Source organism: Streptomyces sp. NPDC020299 (assembly GCF_044387825.1).
Classification (GTDB): domain Bacteria; phylum Actinomycetota; class Actinomycetes; order Streptomycetales; family Streptomycetaceae; genus Streptomyces.
The window spans coordinates 584828-602241 of the sequence record NZ_JBIRWL010000002.1 but is presented as its reverse complement, the minus strand read 5'-3'; the positions used below and the strand labels follow the sequence as shown (position 1 = coordinate 602241).

Sequence of the window (17414 nt, the reverse complement as noted above, 5' to 3'; positions counted from 1 at the left end):
CATGCCTGACCGAGCCTCGTAACGCCAAGGCCGTCCGCGAAACCCTCCGCCGCGCCGTCGACGATGTGTTCCCCGCCTCCCAGGGCACATGACGACCGAACCCGGCCACCGGCAGAGCGACCACCTGCTGGCGAGCGGGGTGAAGGCCTGAGTCTCCTTCGTCGAATCGGCAACGCGCTAGGGAAGATGAGCGACCGTGGGGATTTTCAGGGTTCTGGCCGCGGTTCCGTGAACCCACGAAGGACGGGTGTGGACAGGCGGTGCGTGAAGTTCAGAGAGTCCCGGGGTGACCCGTGGCGGCGAACTGATCAATGACATCGCGAAGTTGCTCAAGGAAGTCGCGCAGACTGGCGGCCACGGCATAGAACTCTTCGTTCCAGAATGCAGTCCTGGACTTGTGGACCGTGCCGTTGGCCGCGAGAGCGAAGAGATTGCCGCCGCCGTCGCTCCCGAAGACGATTCCATGATCGCCATTCTCGAGGGGAACCTCGCCGTACTCGTCCAGGTGCGCCGTCACGATAGAGGGCGGGTGGATGAAGTACCCGTTGCCGATGTCGGGCAGAGACACGCTGCCGATCACGGCGAAGAGCGACACCAGGGCCGCACATTCCGACCGGTGGTTCGTCAGGAGGGTGGCCGCGGCCCGCGTCTCATCGTCGGCCGGCGCCACCTCGTTGTCCCCCGCGGGGTAGCCATGCGTCTCCTCGAAGGATTCCATCAGCTGGCTCACACCTTGTGAAACCTGTTGACACCACGCATGCAGCCAGGACGAATCGAGACCACGCTCAGGCATGCAGGAGTCCGTGGGTGCACGCCCCTTGTGTGCGGCCCCACCATCTCATGGGCGGATCAGGATGCGGGTCCGGAGGAGGCTGAACGAGGCCCGGCCATACATCGCTCGCTTGAGCGTTTTGACCCGGTTCACGTTCCCTTCGACAGCACCGGAACTCCACGGCAGCGTGAGTCCGGCAGTGACGGCGTCGAGGTCCTGGCGGAGGAAGCCGACGAAGCCCTGCATCGGCTTCGGTACGTCCTGTTCGGAACTCCTTGTCGCCGCGGATCTTGGCGAAGCGGCGGCCGTCGCTCTGAATCTGGATGCCGCAGTTGTTCTCGCACAGGATGCACGCGCTCTTGTGCCAGGCGGTGTCGGCTGTCATCGGCCTTGTCTCCTCGTGCGGTGGACGGCGGGGACGGCCCGCGCCCCGGGGGGACTGCCCGGGGCGCGGCTTGGTGGGGTGGGTGAGGCGCCGGCTCAGCCGAGCGGGTTGGTGGTGTCGCGCAGGGTGGCCAGGGCCTGGGCGTACATGCGGGCCTTGATGGTGCCGAGGGTGTCGCCGGCCTTGTTCACCTGAGCCTGGGCGATCTCGATGGCGGTGGAGCGCACGGCGTCCTCGCCGACCGCCTGGTCGACGATGCCGGCGGCCGCGGCGTCGGTGCCGCCGTAGCGGCGGGCGGTGAGCATGGCCTCGTGCGCGGTCTGCGGCGCCAGCCGGGACTGGATGAGGGCGGCCATTCCGGGGGTGAAGGGGATGTTGATGTCCGCTTCGGGCAGGCACCAGTAGCCGCGGTCGGCGCGCATGACACGGAAGTCGTGGGCGAGGGAGAACATCGCGCCGGCGGCGAAGGTGTGCCCCTGCAGCGCGGCGACGGTGATCACCGGCAGCGACAGCATCCGGGCGAACAGCTCATGGACGGAGACTACGTAGTCCTGGTGCTGGTCGGCGTGGGCGAACAGCCAGTCCAGATCGAGCCCGTTGGAGTAGAACTTGCCGGTGGCTGCGGTGACCAGGGCGCGAGGGCCTTCCGTCTTCTCCACCTCGTCGAGCGCGGCGCTGACGGCGGTGAGCCAGTCAGGGTGGAAGCGGTTCTCACCGTCTCCCAGGTCCAGGACGAAGACGTTGTCCTGACGGTCGAGCGAGGGCATGGCGACTCCTTCGAGATATGCAGGTGAAGCGGCTGGGCGGCTGGGCGGCTGCGGGCTACGGCCGAGTACCGGATTCGGCGCCGGGGCGGTCTCGCAGGGCGTAAAGGAGCAGGTCGTGGATCTCGGCAGCGGCGGCCTCGATCGGGGCGGTGCTCTGCTCGGCCCGGCACATGATCACCGCACCTTCGACCGCGGCGATGATGAAGGCACCGAGCCGGCGGCTGCGTTCCTCGCTCAGGCCGTGTCTCAGGAGGAGGGCCGCGAGGGCCTCCTGCCAGCGGGCGAAGACCGCGGCGGCGGAACGGGCAAGCTGGGGCGCATCATCATTGGTCTCCACGGCCACCGCCACGATCGGGCAGCCGGCCCTGAAGCCGCTCTCCACGAGTCGGTCACGCCACAGCAGGAAGAACGCGTCGACCGCCGCCACCGGATCATCCGCCTGCATGGCAGCGTCGATCAGCCCCGCGATGAAGTCCCCCGCCAGTGCCACCGCTTCGTCGATGAGCTGCGTCCGCCCGCCGGGGAAGTGGTGATACACCGAGCCGCGAGGAGCTCCGCTGTGGGCGAGCACCCGATCGATGCTGGTCGCGCTCGCGCCGTACTCACGCAGCAGAGCGGCAGCACTGAGGATCATCCGGTCACGGCTGTCACTCCTGCGCGGACTCACCTGCCCAGCACCTCCCGACGGCGACGTGGCCCTCCACCAACGGACGGACTACCTGTCGGTAACTTATGGGGTATGGCATAGAACATGCAAGGGGGCAGCGGGCGGTCCTTGAATCCGCAGCGATGGCACCGCTTGGCCGAGATGTGCGCCAGCCATGACGGTGCCCCTGAGCGCGCTCGGCTCAACACGCTGAACTCCACAGAGAATCCGCGGGCTGGGGACACAGCGCATGCTTGAGGTCCGCCTGGTGCAGCCCGACTTCGTGATGGAGGTGGCCATCGACATCGCCCGGGACAGCGCCGGACGCTGGCGGCACCCGGCCCGGCCCGGCCCCACCGCATCCGCACGGAGGTCGACGTGACGCAGGTGCCGCTGTTCGGCAAGGACGCTGCCTTGCCCGGCCCCTGTCTGGACTGGCCCAACGGTCAACCCAGGTGACTATTAGGCGTACAGTTCCCGCCGCAACCGTCGCTATCTGCGGCGTCGGCAGATCAGGCACACCATCCCCGAGCGCCGCGGCCAGCGGGTCCATCGGCAGCAGCGTGGTAGCAAGGGCGGTCGGCCAGCCGGCTTCGACGGGGCGCGCTATGCCCGCAGGAACGAGGTCGAGCGAACGATCAACGCCCTCACATGCTTCCGCGCCGTGGCCACACGGTTCGACAAACGGGCCCACGTCTTCCACGGCACAGTGATCGTCACCGCGATCCGGCTGTGGCTTCGCACCTGAGCCTCCCTGCTTTCTCGCGATTGGCTTTGGCCTACCGCAGGACGGGGCGGTTGGCGGATGCGTACTCCTCCGCGATGTTGAACACGCTGGCACAATGTGGACATTCGGCCTTGCCGAAAAGGTGGGCGATTCCGTCGGCGAGCGCCTTGTGTCCGTCGCGCAGGGCAGTCTCGTACATCCACCGGCCATTGCCGGACAGTTCATCGGAGGTCGCCGGCCGTAGGCCGCGGCGGTCCACGTCCCCCAGGTTCCAGTCCCGGATCGCTGAATAGCGCCCGCGGTCCCCGATGGCGATCGTCACGTCCACGGCGCAGTGGGGGCAGGCCAGGTGGTAGAAGTCGTCCGTGAAGTCCCCCAGGACGGCACTCCAGTGGTACTCCCCTTTGGCCGCAAGCAGATCGAGGAAGGCCGCGAGGTAGTCTTCCGGGCACGATTGGAGATGCTGGTCCAGCAGTTCGCGGAACTCCGTGATCGCGCGGGTACAGTCCGCCAGCAGATCGTCGCAGCCATGGTGCCCTGCCGCGCGGCGCAGGATCTCCCCTGCCAGTCCACGCGCCCGTGCGCTCCTCGATGCGAGACGCACCAAGCTCGGCAAAGCGGCGAAACTGGCAGGGAAGACGAGGTCGTGTTCGAGGACCAGGCGATATCCCAGCTCCTCCCACGCTTCGGGGTTGTCCTCGCGCTCCAACCGTTCCAGAAGCGCGGGGACGCGATCGACGTCCTCGTAGCAGTCGTGCATCTGCGTCCAGTTCACCACCTGGGCATTAAATCCCCCCGTGACAGCCGGGACGGGGTGGACGCCCCCGCTCCTGACTCACCGGACAGGCCCTGGCAGGGAGCGGCCAACCGCAGTCGACGTACTCGCTGCCGCTGACCGATGGCGTTACCCCGTCCGGTTCAAGCGCATCCATACTGACCTCACGCCCGACGGTGCCGCCCGGCTCGACACCCCCGCCGGGGAGCAGGCTCCGGCTCTCAATGGCCTGACCGGGTGATCCCGTCCGCAAGCTGCCCCACGGTGTGGAGCACCCCCTGGCCGAAGGCCGTGGGGGCGATGAGAACTCCGAAGGCCATGACGATGATCACGGTCAGCAGTTCGTCGTTGCGGCTGCGGGCCTGGGTCCGGCGGCGCAGCCGGCAGTAGATGATGACCGCCAGCAGGAACGCTACGTTGATCGACAGCACCACGCGGCCAGTCCTCCCCCTTGAGACAACCTCCCAGCCCTCTGATGTAGCCAGAAGCCCCTGTCTCAGGTGGCTCAGTTGGTGCTGGTTGGCGGCAAAGCGCTTCTGTGAGGCTGGATCACTCGGGGTGCGCGGGCAGGCCATACGCATTCCCGGCCAGGGCGTGTATCGATAGCGTGGACAGGCCGGGCGGCGCGATGCCCCGGTCCGGCCCGTCCGCTCGCTGCTAAAGGTCGAGTTGATGCTGGTGTGTGGTGTGCGTGGGTGTGTAGCCGAGACCGTCGTTGATCTGTCCCATGTGCCTGTTGCTGTCGGCGGTGTCGGCCAGGAGGCCACCGAGGTGCGGATAGGCCTCGTGGGCCTGTCGGATCGACTCGGCCTTCATCCATCGGCCGAGGCCGTGTCCGCGGTGCTCGGGCAGCACGCCGGTGCCGTAGTGCTGGCCGTCACCTGTGCCGTTGCCGGGGATGACGAGTTCGGTGAACCCGGCGATCGAGCCGTTGGAGGCATCGATGGCGACGACGGTGTGCAGGTGGTCGCCGCGCTGTTCGACGGCCTTCGCCGCGGCCCGCACGCGGTCCACGTCCCAGGTCACGGTGCCGTAGTCGGTGTCATCCATGGGCGTGTCGTCCATGGCGCGGCGTGAGGCGGCAAACGTCTGGGCGACGTCGTCGGGGACAGTTCCCTGCCATGACACCAGCCGGTAGCCGGGATGCGGACGCTCGATGATCTCGGCGAGGACGGCGGTATCCACGTCAGCCAGTGGCAAGCGGGTGAACCTCAAGGTGAGGACCTTCCGGAAACCTCGCGCTGCCAGGAAGTGGTCGCCGGGCGATCCGGCTTCTGCCTGCGCGACGACGCAGCGTCGGGCGTTGTCCCGGGCGGTGGCCACGGCGGTGTTGAGGAGCCGGGAGCCGACGCCCTTGCGGCGCTCCGCGGGATGAACACGGAGGTCGAGCTCGGCCAGGTGTTCTTGTCCGCCATCGAACAGGCGCAGAAAGGCCGTCCCGGCAGGGATGGAATCCGCGTCCGACGCCAACCAGGCAAGACGCCGGCCGTGCGGCCCGTGAGCGGGGTCGGTCAGTGGGGTGACGCGAAAGAACAAGGTGTCTCCGTCGTGAGGAGGAGGCAAAGGTCAGTACGCGAGCTCAACTCCTGCGCACTCCTGCGCATGTGCTCCACACCTCCTCGTCGACGGCGCCAGCCTGCACCAATGCAGGCGGCTGGGTGAACCTAGCTGGCTGATTGGCTCCTGGGCAACGGGTTAACGAAAAGGCGGTGCGCGTGTGTGGTCACAGCCACTCGTTGATGGCCGCGACGAGGACGGTCGCCGCATAGCGGACCGCAAGTTTGTCGTATCTCGTGGCCACAGTGCGATGCGGTGCACGGGTCGGCCGGCTCCTGCCCGCCGATCTTCCTGTTGCGGTTGGTCGGCTTCGCGGCGCCGGGGTTGGTGTAGGCCTTCTTGATGTGCGCGGCCACTCCCCGCTCGGGTGCGGAGGCATTGGTGCTGTAGACGAGGGTCGCCAGGTATGAAGGACCGGGCGCCCTTGTCTCGGCGCGGCACCGGCACCGGACGGCTGCGCCTGCCTTGGCGAGAGGCTATCCGGAATCGAAACGCTGCCGCCCCCAACTCGCATCGTGTCTGTACAGGTTGGCTAATGTGTCTTGGAGACCGTCAGCGGCCAGACGGGACCGGGGAGACGCATGAGGAGCACGAGCATCGCCGAGAGATGTTCCGGAGACGAGGTGCGCACGCAACGCGTTCACGAGCTGCCCCGAGCTGACTGGGGCCAGGGCGCCTTGCGTCGGACCGTCCGGTGAGCAGTGGCCTTGCATCAGTCGCCAACGCCTTCCCCGCAAGCGTATTCCAAGGAGATCACTACCTCATGTCCCGATACACGACCCGCTGCGTACGGCTGCCGCGTCTGCAGGCGGCAGCCGTAGTGGCCACAGCAGCCTTTGTTCTGACCGCGTGCGGCGCGGGTTCGGATACCGGCGCAACCCCCAGTCCAAGCTCCAGCGCCACCAGCGAGGGTGTGGTCAGCCAGACGACCGCCAAGAAGATCGTCGACAACTACGAGAAGGTCAACAACCAGGCCAACGCCGTCGTGGACAGCAAGCTCCTGGCAACGGTCGAGGCCGGCCAGGTCTACGCGATGGACAAGGCCACCTACGCCCTCGCTCCAACCTGGTCGGACAAAGACAAGAAGGACTACAGCAAGCCCTTCTCCTACCAGGACCGCCGGTACGTGATCCCGGCGAAGGGCAGCTGGTTCGCCGTCCAGGCCAAGTCCAGCGAGGCCGGTCACGACTCCGTGATGCTGATCTTCGACAAAGTCGGCGACACCTACAAAATGGTGATGTCTCTGTGGGCCGATGACGGTCAGCCCCTGCCCAAGCTCGCCTTCGACTCGCACGGCCTCGCCGAAGCCGCCAACCCTGCCGACAAAGTGGGCGCGCTCGCCGCAGCCGACGTCCCGGCGGCCTTCGAAGACCTCTACGCGACTGGAGGCGCGAAGGACGGCAAGAACCTCGCCTCCACGAAACTGGTCAAGGAGGCCGTCAAGGCCTACCGCGACAGCAGCACCAACGGCACTGCCGACGGCATCGCCACCAAGCGGTTCTTCGCCAAGACCCCGGCCGACACGAGCGTGTACGCCCTGCGGATGGCCAACGGCGGCGTCCTCGCCATGTTCCCCACCTCTCACAACCAGGAGGCGCTGGTGAAGGAGGCATACCGGTCCAGCCGGGAGCTCGTGCCCAGCGACGAAGAATTTACTCTGGGCGCGCACAGGGGCCCAGTGATCACCGATGTGTTCGAGGGACAGGGCCTGGCCGAGCTGACGTCGAAGACCGCCCGCATCACAGCGATCGGCTGGCAACAGGTGGATGCCCGATAACGTCCCTGGCCTGTAAGAACGCCAACTGCTGGGCGGCCCAGTCGAACAGCGAGTCGGCCGGCTCCAACGGGGCGTCAGCGCTGCCACCTCCCTGTCCCTGACAACCGCACCGCCATGACCGTCGCCCTCTTCGGCTCCAGTCTTGTGGTCCTCGTCGCCGTGCAAGCGCCCGCGCTCGTTCCCGCACTGTCCTGGGCCTGGGGGCATGCACCGCGGGGCCTTGCCCCCTGACCTTGGACACACGAGACACTGGGTCCTGAGGATCTGAGAACGGACATCTCGCGGTCATGAAGAACTATCCGCCGCAGTTCAAGGCGGACGCGGTCGCGCTGTACCAGTCGCGGCCGGATGCGACGATCCGGCAGGTCGCTGCCGATCTGGGAATCAACCCCGAGACCTTGCGGAACTGGGTGCGGGCGGCTGGCGTGAGTCGGCCGCGGGGACGCCGGACAGAGGCGCCGGCCGAGCCGCCGACACCGCTGGAGGCGGAGAACGCCGCTCTGCGCAAGAAGGTCCGTGAGCTGGAGGAGGAACGCGAGATCCTGCGCAAGGCGGCGAAGTATTTCGCCGGGGAGACGCGCTGGTGAACCGCTTCCAGTTCGTTGCCGACCACCACCGCCGCTACGGCGTGAAGCGGCTGTGCACCATCCTGGGCATCGCCCGCTCCAGCTTCTACTACTGGCGCCGGACGGCCGCGGACCGGGCCGCCCGGCAGGCGGCCGATGCCCGCCTCACCGCCCGGATACGGGCCGTGCACCGCGAGTCGGACGGCACCTATGGCGTCCCCAGGATCACCGCCGAACTCCGCGACGACGGCGAGCGAGTCAACCACAAGCGGATCGCGCGGGTGATGCGGAGCATCGGCCTGGCAGGCGTGCGGCTGCGTCGCAGGCACCGCACCACGATCGCGGACCCGGTCTCGGTGAAGGCCCCGGACCTGATCGGCCGCGACTTCACGGCAAGCGAGTTGAACACGAAGTACGTCGGCGACATCACCTATCTCCCGTTGAACGGCGGGAAGTTCTTGTATGTGGCCACCGTCATCGACCTCGCCATTGACGCCCCGGCGAGGCTGCCGAGCGGACCCGCGGCAGCCTCGCCGGGGCGGTCCTGCACACCGACCACGGCGCCCAGTACACCAGCCGAGCCTTCGCCGGCGCCTGCCGCCAGGCCGGCGTCCGACAGTCCATGAGCGCGGTTGGCTCCAGCGCGGACAACGCGCTCGCCGAGTCCTTCAACGCGACCTTCAAACGCGAGACGCTCCAGGGCCGCAAGACCTGGCCCGGTGAACGCGAGGCCCGCCTCGACGCGTTCGGCTGGCTCAACCGCTACAACACCCGACGCCGTCATTCCCGCCTCGGACACCGCAGTCCCATCGCCTACGAGACGGCACTCGACACAACATCAACTACCCTGGCCCAAGCCGCATAGCCCGTGTCCAAGATTCCGGGTCAAGGCCCCTCGGCCCAGGCCGGTACGGGGAACGCGGATGCGTTCGAGTAGCGGGCGTACGCAGATGCTGTCGTGGCGTGGCCGGGCGTCAGCAGGATCGCGAGCGGGCGTCCTTTGCCGTCGCAGGCGAGGTGGATTTTGGTGGTCAGTCCGCCTCGGGATCGACCGAGGGCGTGATCGTCCGGTTCGTCCTGGTGGGGCTGCCCCCTTTTCGGCCGGTCGTAGCGGCGTGCTGGTGGGCGCGGACGATGGTGGGGCGCCGTGGCTGGGTGGCACCGAAGCCGAGCCGTTCCCCGGGCCAGTAGCCGAGCGCCGTGGCGAGCGCCGCGAACAGCTGGCTGCCGACCAGGTTGCGGAGCCCACGCACCGAGCCGAACCCCCGCCACCAGACCGACCCGGCCGCCGTCAGCACGACGGCGTGCACCCCGGTGAGCTCGGTCGCGCTGCTGAGCAGCGCGAGCTGGCCGCCGAGGCTGTGCCCGATGAGTACCACCGGCGAACGCGGGAATGCGGCGGAGACCGCACGGGCGACCGCGGGAAGGTCGTCATCGACCATCTCCCGGTACCCGTACGCCACTCCGCGACGCGCCACCGGGGTGCTCTCGCCCTGGCCACGAAGGTCCGTGACCTCCATGTGCAGGCCGCCCTCGTGCAGCCCGCGGGCGAAGGGAGCATAGAACCGCGCCCGCGCCCCCATCGCCGGTACCACGAGCGCCACCGGGGCATCTGGCCGCTCCGCACGCAGTAGCCGGACCACGAACTCCGTGCCTCCGACGACCGCACCCGTAGGGACTCCTCGGCGGAACCGTCCTGCTCCCGCCCCGCCGGCGGTCCCGCATCGTCCGTCTGCGCCTTCTCCGAGATCACCCTGTCCGGCGCAGTGTGTCGACCCTGATACGTCATCTTGGTGCTCGTCCTCTCATCGATGCCGACTTCAGGCCCAAGTGGATCCAGGGCCCAGGGCGGCCCGGTCGGGAAGGAGCGGCCCGCAAGGGCAAGCACGGTGGCCGGCCGCCGGTCGTCACCGACGACATGCTCCACACCGTGCTCCGGCGCCGAGCGGGCGGCGAGTCCGTTGAGCAGATCCAGCCCGACCTGACCACCCCCACCGGCAAGCGCAAGGGACGGAACCCCTCCGTCGCCAGCATCTACCGGGCGCTCGCCGAGCACGCCAAGCGCGACGTGTACCCCGAAGCCGTCGAACAGGCCCACGCCGACTTCGCTGCCCTCCAGGTCGGCGAGGTCCCCGGACCGCCCCGCTATCCCTGACCGCGCGCCACGCTGATCACAGAGAGCTACTTGTCACTTCGCCGTAGCTTCGGAGAGAACAGGGCCAGGTCAGCCCCGCTCCTTCGCCCTCGCCGCGTAGGCGGGCACGTACTCCTGGCCGGAGACCTCCGCTATAGCCTGCACAATCAGGTCAGAGACAGCCCTTCGGGCACCAGCGTCAGCGGCGGAGTCCTCGTACAGGGAGAGGTCGACGGGCTTGCCGAAGGTGACCTTGACCTTGGCCGGACGCGGAAGCACGCGCCCGGGCGGCAGGACGCGATCGGTGCCGCTCATGGCCACCGGCACCACGGGCGCGCCGGACTTGAGAGCCAGCCATGCCACGCCCGTCTTGGCCCGGTAGAGCCGGCCGTCCGGGGAGCGTGTGCCCTCGGGGTAGATACAGAAGACGCCGCCGTCCTTCACCACCCGAAGACACGCTTCAAGCGAGGCTACCGCCGCCCGTTGGTTCTCGCGGTCAACGGGAACCTGCCCACTGCCCCGCATGAAGGACGAGACGATCCGCGTCGGCCAGGAACCTCCCTCAAAGTACTCCGCCTTCGCCATGAAGGTCACCTGTCGGTCCAGCACCAGCGGCAGGAAGGTGGAGTCCACGATGGACAGGTGGTTGGACGCGAGAATGACGCCGTTCGACTGCGGCACATTCTCCAGGCCCACGGCCTCGAGCCGCGCCGCGGTACGCAGCACCGGTCCGGTCAGCCGCTTCAAGTGCTCATACATCAATTCGTTCCTCTATTGGATCTGTGCCGGGCTCGCGGCGAGCGAACGCTGCAGGCTGGGCTGCGCCACCAGCAGAACGGTGCCGTCCAGTGCGACGATCACCGCCCCGGCCACGCTGACGATGAGCGGGACCGAGCGTCGCAGCCGCCCGGTCATGAGGCCATCGGCCCGAGATGGGCGTCCAGCGCAGCTTCGATCAACCGGTCGTGACTGTCGGGACCCTCGCCGCCGAGGGCGAGTTGCAGGCTGCCCCACGACCACAGTTGGGCGATGCCGTGCAGGTTCGCCCACAGGGCAGCCGCAGTGACTGCCGCCGAAGGCTCCAGCGCCTGTGCCCGGCACCGAGCGACGAGCTCGGTGACGCGCTGGAACATCGGGAGCGTCGCCTCCCTCAGCCGAGGCCCGCCCGGAGTTCCACTCTGCTCGCCGCTGTCGAGCAGGTCGTGACGGAACATCAACTCGAACATGGCGCGCCGTTCCAGTGCGTAGGTGACGTACACCCGCGCCAGCGCCGCCAACTCATCACGCGGCACGGCAGTCCCTGCCGTGGCTGCGGCGGACCGCGCGCCCAGTTCCTCGAAGCCTCTGCGCGCGATGGCCGACAACAGCGCCCGGTGTGTCGGAAAGTAGCGCCGCGGCGCACCGTGCGACACACCTGCCCGGCGGGCGATCTCCCGAAGACCAACCGAAGCGGTGCCTTCAGACAGCACCAGCTCTACGCCGGCATCGACCAGTCGTTCCCGCAGGGGCCCTTCAACATCCATAGACAGTGTCTACCAGACATCCATAGACAGCGTCTACGGTCACTACGCAAGGCGGTATGGGGGTACGAGGCCCGGGGCCTGCTGCCCGCCGCCGAGCGGACCGAGGCCGGCTACCGGCCCCATGACCAGCACGACATCGAGCTGCTGACCTTCATCCGCCGAGCCCGCGCCCTCGGCCCGCACATGGACGACATCCGCGACGTCCTCGCCATCCGAAACGGCGGCACCCCGCCGTTCGCCACCGTTCGCTGCCTGCTCGACGCCCGGATCGCCGAGATCGGCACCACCGTCATCGAGCTGCTAGCCCTGTGCAAGACACTCGCCGAGACCCGGCAGCGGGCCGATGACTGCACCGACGACCAGCCCGTGACCGTCTGCGGGATCATCGAGGACTCGCAGCCCACATCCCGCCGGGACACCTCAAGATCAACTCATTGCCCCTTTGACGCGTATCTGGGAACCGGCGCGTATCGCATCCGATGCGAACTGGCGGCGTCCTGCGCCGCGTTGGTGAAGCAGGCTCTGTAAAAGCTGCTGATCAGTAGGTAAGCGGTTCGTCAGGGTCTATTGGGACGGTAGCTGACCGGCCGGGGCCACGTCGTTCCGGTTCACTCGATCGGATGGCTGACCTGCTGTTCCGCTCCGCACTTCGCATCTGATGCGAGATTCTCGCGGCGAATGCGACCTACGGAGCGTGACAATTTGGCAAGCGACAACGGGGTGGCTCCTGGGGCCGCACGGCTCCACCTGGCCGACGGGGTGCCGCTGCTGCGGCCGGAGGAGCAGGTCTTCGAAGCGATGCTGGACGGCTGACGCAACTAGGGGGTGTTTCGAAAGTCCTGTGCGGTGCCCGCGGTGTCCGGTGCGTGCTCTCGGCGTGCCGGACGAAAGCCCTCGTACTGGACGTACTTGGGTTTTTGGCCGGTGCGGCGAGAGTGCGTGCCGGGCGCCGTGGGTGCTGTGCGGGACTTTCGAAACACCCCCTAGCAGCTGGCCCGGAACCTCGCGCTGTCGACCATCAACGGCCGCGAGCGAAAGGTGCGGGCGTTCGCCGCGCACGCGGTGCCTTTCCGTGGAGCTGGTCCTCGATGCTGGCGGACGAGTGGTTCGGTGACCTGCGGGCCGTCCGTGGCTGTGTCCGCTCGACGCTGCGCGGCTACCAGGTGGCGGTGCGTCTGTTCTGTGATTACGCCACCGACCCGGCCTACGGCTGGGCGGCGGAGTGTGAACGCCGCTTCGGCACCCATCCGATCCAGGTGTGTCACGAGTGGAATACCGCCGTGCACATGCAGGAGTGCGAGGCAGAGACCCCGAAACGGGCCTTCACCCGGGATGAGGTACAGGCGTTCTTCGACCACGCCGACGACGAGGTGAGCCGGATCCGCGGACGTGGCCGCAAGGGTTGGCTGCCCGCTTTCCGCGACGCGATGCTCTTCAAGACTGCGTACGCCTATGGGCTGCGGCGCAACGAGACGCGGATGCTGGACACGGCCGACTTCGGCCGCAACCCCGAAGGGGCGGAGTTCGGCGAGTACGGCGTCTGCTATGTCCGCCACGGCAAGGCGAAGAAGGGCTCGCCCCCGAAGCGCCGCAGCGTGCTGACCGTGTGGGAGTGGTCGGTCGAGATCGTCGACCAGTGGATCAGCGAGGTGAGGACCGCGATGCGGCATGCGGACGGGGGGCCCGCTCTATGGCCGTCCGAACGCGGCCGGCGGGTCGGACTGCAACGGCTGGACTCCCGCTTCGCCGCCTACCGCGACGACCTCGGCCTGGACCCGGTCCTGGATTTCCACTCGCTGCGAAGGTCATACGTCACCCACCTGATCGAGGACGGCTGGGATCCGCTGTTCGTGCAACAGCAGGTCGGCCACGATCACGCGTCCACCACCTCCATCTACACCTGCGTGTCTTCCGACTTCCGCACCCGCACCCTGCGTCGCGCCCTGGACGCCACGGTCGAGGCCGCGCTCAAGCCTGCGAGGAGGGCCTGATGAAGCGCCAGGTCAGCTACCAGTGGCGACTGCGCGAGAAGATGGCTACCGCCGGGATGTTCACCACCAGCGAGCTCGCCCCGCCGCTTGCCGAGCGCGGCATCAACCTCTCCCTCTCGCAGGTCCACCGCCTGGTTACCGGCACTCCCGAGCGGCTGTCGCTGCCGGTGCTGGCCGCGCTCTGCGACATCTTCGACTGCACCCCAACCGATCTGATCGCCACCAAGGCGGAGAACGCCGTCATCCGCAAGGTCGCCGTCGGCGAGGCAGCCGTCGACCTGTCGGCCGTCCGTCCCAAGCGCGCCCGCATCAGGCCCGAAGGATGAGCCGCACTCGCGTCCGCGCCGAAGACCTGTTCTGCGCGCGATGCCGCCGGGCCGTTCGGCTCGGGGCAGCCCACTGGCCCGAGGGTTACCTCTGCGCGGGCTGCTACGCCCAGGCCCTGGAGACCTACGGAACCTGCACAGGCTGCGGTGTCGAGCGGCTCACTCCGGGCCTCGCGCCGGACGGCGGCAGGCTCTGCACCGACTGCGCCGGTGGCCTCGGCGACTTCACCTGCGGACAGTGCGGCCAGGAAGCACGACGCTACCGCCGCGGAATCTGCGGCCGATGCGTCCTGGCCGAGCGCCTCCACGAACTCCTCGACGACGGCACCGGCCGCATCCGGCCCGAACTCCTCCCGCTGTTCGACACGCTCCGACAGATGAAACGCCCCTGGGGCGGGCCGACCTGGACCAACCAACCGCACGTCCAGCAGAACCTGCGGGCCCTGGCCCGCAACCAAGTCCCACTCACCCACGAGGGACTGAGCCGGCTCACGCCGTGGCGATCTGTCGCCTACCTGCGCGACCTGCTCATGCAGTGCGACGTCCTGCCGCCGGCCGACCGGCATCTGCTGCTGTTCCAGCGGTGGCTCGCCGAGAAACTGCCTACCGTCAGCGACCCCCAGCACCGCAAGCTCTTGGACCTCTTCGCCACCTGGCACATCCAATGCCGCCTCCGCACCCTGGCCGGCCGTGGCCCGCTCACCAGCAGCCAGACTCAGCAGGCCCGCAACAAGCTCTACCTTGCCATCAACTTCCTCGACCACCTCGCCCAGCGCGGACGCGCCCTCGCCAGCTGCACCCAGGCCGATGTCGACACCTGGTACGCAGGCGGCTACACCGCCCGGCGCCTCACCCACTCCTTCCTCCGCTGGGCCATGCAGTCCAAGCACATGCTGACCGTCACCATCCCGCACCGCTCGACGGCGAATCCCGCTCCGTTCACCCAGCACCAACGGCTCGCGCTGCTGCGAAATCTCGTGAACGGCTACGACATCCCGCTCCAGGATCGCGTGGCCGCCGTCCTTGTCCTCCTCTACGCCCAGCCGCTTACGCGGATCACCAGGCTCAGCAGCGACGACGTCCAGCACGAGGACGGCAAAGTCCTCGTCCGGCTCGGCGACCCACCGTCGCCCGTTCCCGCCCCGTTCGACGGAATGCTGCTCGATTATCTGGGGCAGCGACCGAACACCAAGACCGCGACCAACCCCGATGCCCGATGGCTCTTCCCCGGCCGCCGGGCCGGACAGCCCATGACCCCGGAAGCCATGGCACCTCGGCTCCGCCAACTGGGCTTCCCGACCCGGCCAGGGCGCACAGCGGCGATCCGCCACCTTGTCCTCCAAGCCCCGGCCCCGGTGATCGCCCGGATGCTCGGCTACAACGACGACCACACCACCCGTCTCGCCGAAGAGGCCGGAGGAACCTGGAAACGCTATGCCCCCGGGGATCACGCACGGTGACCCGCGCTCAGCGACGGATGCGGGAAGCCGGTCACGCACGACCTTCGTCGCCCCGCAGGTACGCTCCCGCACGCGCTGCAGCCACTGCGGCCCCGGCGGCCTGGTCTGCAGCGGCTTCGTCGAGGCGGTCGCTGCTGGTCAGCAGGCGGTAGTAGAGGGGGGCGGAGACAGCACGGATCACCTCGTGGACATCGGTGCCCTCGGGCACCTCCCCCCGGTCGATGGCCTGTTGGACGCAGGGGGCCCACTCCTTGACGCGGATGTCGTAGAAGCGGTGCAGGGCCTCGGCTGTCTTCGCCTCGCAGGTGGCGGCGGCGATAACTGCCTTGAACAGCGCTCCTTGCCGAGGGTCGGCCAAGGTGCGCTGCACGAGCCGGGCGTTGGCCTTGAGATCACCGAGCAGCGAGCCGGTCTCGGTACGCGGCAGTGACTGCTCGGCCATGTCCACCAGCAAATCGGCCACCAGGCTGGTCACCGTTCCCCAGCGGCGGTAGACGGTGGTCTTGCCCACCTCGGCCCGGCGCGCGATGTCGGCGAGGTCCAGATGGGCAAAGCCATGCTCCGCCAAGGCGTCCCCAGCCGCCTGCAGCACCGCCGACCGCACCCGCGCCGTGCGCCCTCCAGGACGGACGGTCCCCGGATCCGCACCCTCAAACCCCATAACGGGACTCCAGTTTCGTTAATCACTCGCGCCTGCTACGTTGAGGCTCCACACTAACGGAACTCCAAGCCCATTAGTTAGTTACGGGCGGCGAGAGAGGAACAGTCATGGAATACAGGCGGCTGGGCGCATCCGGCCTCAAGGTCCCCGCACTGAGTTTCGGCGCCGGCACCTTCGGCGGCCAAGGGCCGCTGTTTGGTGCCTGGGGCAACACCGATGCGCACGAAGCACGCCGTCTCGTGGACATCTGCCTCGACGCCGGGATCACGATGTTCGACACCGCCGACGTCTACTCCAGCGGGGCCTCCGAGGAGGTGCTGGGCGAAGCGATCAAAGGCCGCAGGGACCAGGTGATCGTGTCCACCAAGACCAGCCTGCCGATGGGCGATGGCCCAGGCGATGCGGGCTCCTCTCGTTCGCGCCTGATCACCGCATGCGAGGACGCCCTGCGCCGGCTCGGCACCGACTACATCGACCTCTTCCAGCTGCACGCCTTTGACGCCGGCACGCCGATCGAGGAAGTCCTGTCCACGCTCGACGATCTCGTACGAGCAGGGAAGGTCCGCTACCTCGGCATCTCCAACTTCTCCGGCTGGCAGGCGATGAAGTCCCTCGCGAGCGCGGAGAGATACGGCCACCCGCGCTATGTCGCACATCAGGTCTACTACTCCCTCATCGGCCGCGACTACGAATGGGAGCTCATGCCCCTCGGGCTCGATCAGGGCCTCGGAGCCCTCGTCTGGAGCCCCCTCGGCTGGGGACGGCTCACCGGCAAAGTCCGCCGCGGCCAGCCGCTACCGACCAACAGCCGACTGCACCACACCGCGGACTACGGCCCACCGATCGAGGACGAACACCTCTACCGTGTGGTCGACTCCCTCGACGAGATCGCGCAGGAGACCGGCAAAAGCATTCCGCAGATCGCCATCAACTGGCTGCTGCAGCGACCGACCGTCTCCTCCGTCATCATCGGCGCCCGCGACGAGAACCAGCTTCGCCAGAACCTCGGTGCCGTCGGCTGGACGCTCACGCCCGACCAGATGGCGAAACTCGATGCGGCGAGCGGCAAGACAGCGCCCTACCCGTACTTCCCTTACCAGCGCCAGGAAGGCTTCGCCCGCCTCAACCCACCAGCTGTCGCGCCTCCGACCGCTGCATGACATCCGCGTCAAGTAGCTGGAGGGGTATAGCCGCGCGTCCCAGACTCGGACTGGGGGCTGCCTCGTTCAACGCCTGCCCGGGCCTGGACAGCTGCGGTGACAGCCTCTCCCCCTGTCCGCCAACTTGTCGGCACGACCACAGACGGTCACCAGGGACCCTCATGCGGAGAGCAATACGCGACAGCCG

The 17414-nt window shown here is 68.1% G+C and carries 19 protein-coding genes and 5 pseudogenes; 10 read left to right on the top strand and 14 right to left on the bottom strand.

Annotation, left to right across the window (positions count from 1 at the left end; translation table 11 throughout):
- Window positions 1-271: 271 nt before the first annotated feature.
- The 5 genes and pseudogenes from ACH45E_RS07010 to ACH45E_RS06990 all read right to left on the bottom strand — a co-directional run bounded on the left by ACH45E_RS07010 (window position 272) and on the right by ACH45E_RS06990 (window position 2558).
- Entirely contained in the window at window positions 272-718 is a 447-nt protein-coding gene (locus ACH45E_RS07010; RefSeq protein ID WP_361457555.1) for an SMI1/KNR4 family protein, read from the bottom strand.
- A gap of 120 nt (window positions 719-838) precedes the next feature.
- Window positions 839-1018: a hypothetical protein gene (locus ACH45E_RS07005; RefSeq protein ID WP_399040141.1), complete on the bottom strand. Its 180-nt coding sequence runs from the start codon at window positions 1016-1018 to the stop codon at window positions 839-841.
- 37 nt (window positions 1019-1055) lie between these two features.
- Window positions 1056-1157 (bottom strand): annotated as a pseudogene (locus ACH45E_RS07000) (hypothetical protein); the annotation flags it as partial.
- A gap of 95 nt (window positions 1158-1252) precedes the next feature.
- Window positions 1253-1924, bottom strand: a complete 672-nt coding sequence (locus ACH45E_RS06995) for an enoyl-CoA hydratase-related protein (protein WP_361457552.1) — start codon at window positions 1922-1924, stop codon at window positions 1253-1255.
- A 55-nt stretch (window positions 1925-1979) separates the two neighbouring features.
- Window positions 1980-2558: a TetR/AcrR family transcriptional regulator gene (locus ACH45E_RS06990; protein WP_399040139.1), complete on the bottom strand. Its 579-nt coding sequence runs from the start codon at window positions 2556-2558 to the stop codon at window positions 1980-1982.
- 262 nt (window positions 2559-2820) lie between these two features.
- Between ACH45E_RS06990 and ACH45E_RS06985 the strand changes: the two genes are divergently transcribed.
- Window positions 2821-2952 carry a hypothetical protein gene (locus ACH45E_RS06985; protein ID WP_361457546.1) on the top strand — a complete coding sequence of 44 codons (132 nt, stop codon included), beginning with the start codon at window positions 2821-2823 and terminating at the stop codon, window positions 2950-2952.
- Between the two features lie 84 nt (window positions 2953-3036).
- Window positions 3037-3318 (top strand): annotated as a pseudogene (locus ACH45E_RS06980) (IS5/IS1182 family transposase); the annotation flags it as partial.
- 31 nt (window positions 3319-3349) lie between these two features.
- Here ACH45E_RS06980 and ACH45E_RS06975 read toward each other — a convergent pair.
- The 3 genes from ACH45E_RS06975 to ACH45E_RS06965 form a co-directional block, all read right to left on the bottom strand.
- The gene (locus ACH45E_RS06975; RefSeq protein ID WP_361457543.1) at window positions 3350-4075 is read right to left on the bottom strand and encodes a hypothetical protein; all 726 of its coding nucleotides are present in this window, start codon (window positions 4073-4075) and stop codon (window positions 3350-3352) included.
- A gap of 218 nt (window positions 4076-4293) precedes the next feature.
- On the bottom strand, window positions 4294-4506 hold the full coding sequence (locus ACH45E_RS06970; RefSeq protein ID WP_399040137.1) for a hypothetical protein: 213 nt from the start codon (window positions 4504-4506) through the stop codon (window positions 4294-4296).
- 223 nt (window positions 4507-4729) lie between these two features.
- Complete coding sequence (locus ACH45E_RS06965; RefSeq protein ID WP_361438245.1) at window positions 4730-5608, bottom strand: GNAT family N-acetyltransferase; 879 nt, start codon at window positions 5606-5608, stop codon at window positions 4730-4732.
- A gap of 934 nt (window positions 5609-6542) precedes the next feature.
- On the opposite strand from ACH45E_RS06965, the gene ACH45E_RS06960 reads away from it, so the two are divergent.
- The gene (locus ACH45E_RS06960; protein WP_361438247.1) at window positions 6543-7406 is read left to right on the top strand and encodes a hypothetical protein; all 864 of its coding nucleotides are present in this window, start codon (window positions 6543-6545) and stop codon (window positions 7404-7406) included.
- Window positions 7407-7693: 287 nt separating this feature from the next.
- A pseudogene (locus ACH45E_RS06955) lies at window positions 7694-8837 on the top strand (IS3 family transposase).
- Window positions 8838-8932: 95 nt separating this feature from the next.
- Here ACH45E_RS06955 and ACH45E_RS06950 read toward each other — a convergent pair.
- Together ACH45E_RS06950 and ACH45E_RS06945 are read right to left on the bottom strand one after the other, a co-directional pair.
- Window positions 8933-9037: pseudogene (locus tag ACH45E_RS06950) on the bottom strand (IS5/IS1182 family transposase); the annotation flags it as partial.
- Window positions 9004-9567 (bottom strand): alpha/beta fold hydrolase, encoded by a 564-nt coding sequence (locus ACH45E_RS06945; protein WP_399040223.1) that lies wholly within the window; start codon window positions 9565-9567, stop codon window positions 9004-9006. The gene ACH45E_RS06945 and the pseudogene ACH45E_RS06950, both read right to left, overlap by 34 nt.
- A gap of 335 nt (window positions 9568-9902) precedes the next feature.
- On the opposite strand from ACH45E_RS06945, the gene ACH45E_RS06940 reads away from it, so the two are divergent.
- Window positions 9903-10127, top strand: a complete 225-nt coding sequence (locus ACH45E_RS06940) for a hypothetical protein (protein ID WP_361438251.1) — start codon at window positions 9903-9905, stop codon at window positions 10125-10127.
- Window positions 10128-10196: 69 nt separating this feature from the next.
- On the opposite strand, the gene ACH45E_RS06935 is transcribed toward ACH45E_RS06940, so the two are convergent.
- The 3 genes and pseudogenes from ACH45E_RS06935 to ACH45E_RS06925 form a co-directional block, all read right to left on the bottom strand.
- Entirely contained in the window at window positions 10197-10853 is a 657-nt protein-coding gene (locus ACH45E_RS06935; RefSeq protein ID WP_361438253.1) for a lysophospholipid acyltransferase family protein, read from the bottom strand.
- Window positions 10854-10880: 27 nt separating this feature from the next.
- A pseudogene (locus tag ACH45E_RS06930) lies at window positions 10881-11021 on the bottom strand (MFS transporter); the annotation flags it as partial.
- Window positions 11018-11629 (bottom strand): TetR/AcrR family transcriptional regulator, encoded by a 612-nt coding sequence (locus ACH45E_RS06925; RefSeq protein WP_361438257.1) that lies wholly within the window; start codon window positions 11627-11629, stop codon window positions 11018-11020. The gene ACH45E_RS06925 and the pseudogene ACH45E_RS06930, both read right to left, overlap by 4 nt.
- On the opposite strand from ACH45E_RS06925, the gene ACH45E_RS06920 reads away from it, so the two are divergent.
- The 4 genes from ACH45E_RS06920 to ACH45E_RS06905 all read left to right on the top strand — a co-directional run bounded on the left by ACH45E_RS06920 (window position 11510) and on the right by ACH45E_RS06905 (window position 15406).
- The gene (locus tag ACH45E_RS06920) at window positions 11510-12157 is read left to right on the top strand and encodes a MerR family DNA-binding protein (RefSeq protein WP_361438259.1); all 648 of its coding nucleotides are present in this window, start codon (window positions 11510-11512) and stop codon (window positions 12155-12157) included. The genes ACH45E_RS06925 and ACH45E_RS06920 overlap by 120 nt on opposite strands.
- A 560-nt stretch (window positions 12158-12717) precedes the next feature.
- Window positions 12718-13620, top strand: coding sequence for a site-specific integrase (locus tag ACH45E_RS06915; protein ID WP_361443865.1), 903 nt, complete (start codon window positions 12718-12720; stop codon window positions 13618-13620).
- Window positions 13620-13946, top strand: a complete 327-nt coding sequence (locus ACH45E_RS06910) for a helix-turn-helix transcriptional regulator (protein WP_361443868.1) — start codon at window positions 13620-13622, stop codon at window positions 13944-13946. The genes ACH45E_RS06915 and ACH45E_RS06910 overlap by 1 nt, the downstream gene beginning before the upstream one ends.
- Entirely contained in the window at window positions 13943-15406 is a 1464-nt protein-coding gene (locus ACH45E_RS06905) for a hypothetical protein (RefSeq protein WP_361443871.1), read from the top strand. Before ACH45E_RS06910 ends, ACH45E_RS06905 begins: the two co-directional genes overlap by 4 nt.
- Before the next feature lie 31 nt (window positions 15407-15437).
- Here ACH45E_RS06905 and ACH45E_RS06900 read toward each other — a convergent pair whose 3' ends face one another.
- Window positions 15438-16067, bottom strand: coding sequence for a TetR/AcrR family transcriptional regulator (locus tag ACH45E_RS06900; protein ID WP_361443874.1), 630 nt, complete (start codon window positions 16065-16067; stop codon window positions 15438-15440).
- A gap of 107 nt (window positions 16068-16174) precedes the next feature.
- On the opposite strand from ACH45E_RS06900, the gene ACH45E_RS06895 reads away from it, so the two are divergent.
- Complete coding sequence (locus ACH45E_RS06895) at window positions 16175-17227, top strand: aldo/keto reductase (RefSeq protein WP_361443877.1); 1053 nt, start codon at window positions 16175-16177, stop codon at window positions 17225-17227.
- Window positions 17228-17414 lie beyond the last annotated feature (187 nt).

What these genes read in the sequence shown, in the direction of transcription:
- ACH45E_RS07010 (WP_361457555.1), bottom strand. Translation starts at nt 718, where the DNA reads ATGGAATCCTTCGAGGAGACGCATGGCTACCCCGCGGGGGACAACGAG.
- ACH45E_RS07005 (WP_399040141.1), bottom strand. Translation starts at nt 1,018, where the DNA reads ATGCAGGGCTTCGTCGGCTTCCTCCGCCAGGACCTCGACGCCGTCACT.
- ACH45E_RS06995 (WP_361457552.1), bottom strand. Translation starts at nt 1,924, where the DNA reads ATGCCCTCGCTCGACCGTCAGGACAACGTCTTCGTCCTGGACCTGGGA.
- ACH45E_RS06990 (WP_399040139.1), bottom strand. Translation starts at nt 2,558, where the DNA reads ATGATCCTCAGTGCTGCCGCTCTGCTGCGTGAGTACGGCGCGAGCGCG.
- ACH45E_RS06985 (WP_361457546.1), top strand. Translation starts at nt 2,821, where the DNA reads ATGCTTGAGGTCCGCCTGGTGCAGCCCGACTTCGTGATGGAGGTGGCC.
- ACH45E_RS06925 (WP_361438257.1), bottom strand. Translation starts at nt 11,629, where the DNA reads ATGGATGTTGAAGGGCCCCTGCGGGAACGACTGGTCGATGCCGGCGTA.
- ACH45E_RS06915 (WP_361443865.1), top strand. Translation starts at nt 12,718, where the DNA reads ATGCTGGCGGACGAGTGGTTCGGTGACCTGCGGGCCGTCCGTGGCTGT.
- ACH45E_RS06910 (WP_361443868.1), top strand. Translation starts at nt 13,620, where the DNA reads ATGAAGCGCCAGGTCAGCTACCAGTGGCGACTGCGCGAGAAGATGGCT.
- ACH45E_RS06905 (WP_361443871.1), top strand. Translation starts at nt 13,943, where the DNA reads ATGAGCCGCACTCGCGTCCGCGCCGAAGACCTGTTCTGCGCGCGATGC.
- ACH45E_RS06900 (WP_361443874.1), bottom strand. Translation starts at nt 16,067, where the DNA reads ATGGGGTTTGAGGGTGCGGATCCGGGGACCGTCCGTCCTGGAGGGCGC.
- ACH45E_RS06895 (WP_361443877.1), top strand. Translation starts at nt 16,175, where the DNA reads ATGGAATACAGGCGGCTGGGCGCATCCGGCCTCAAGGTCCCCGCACTG.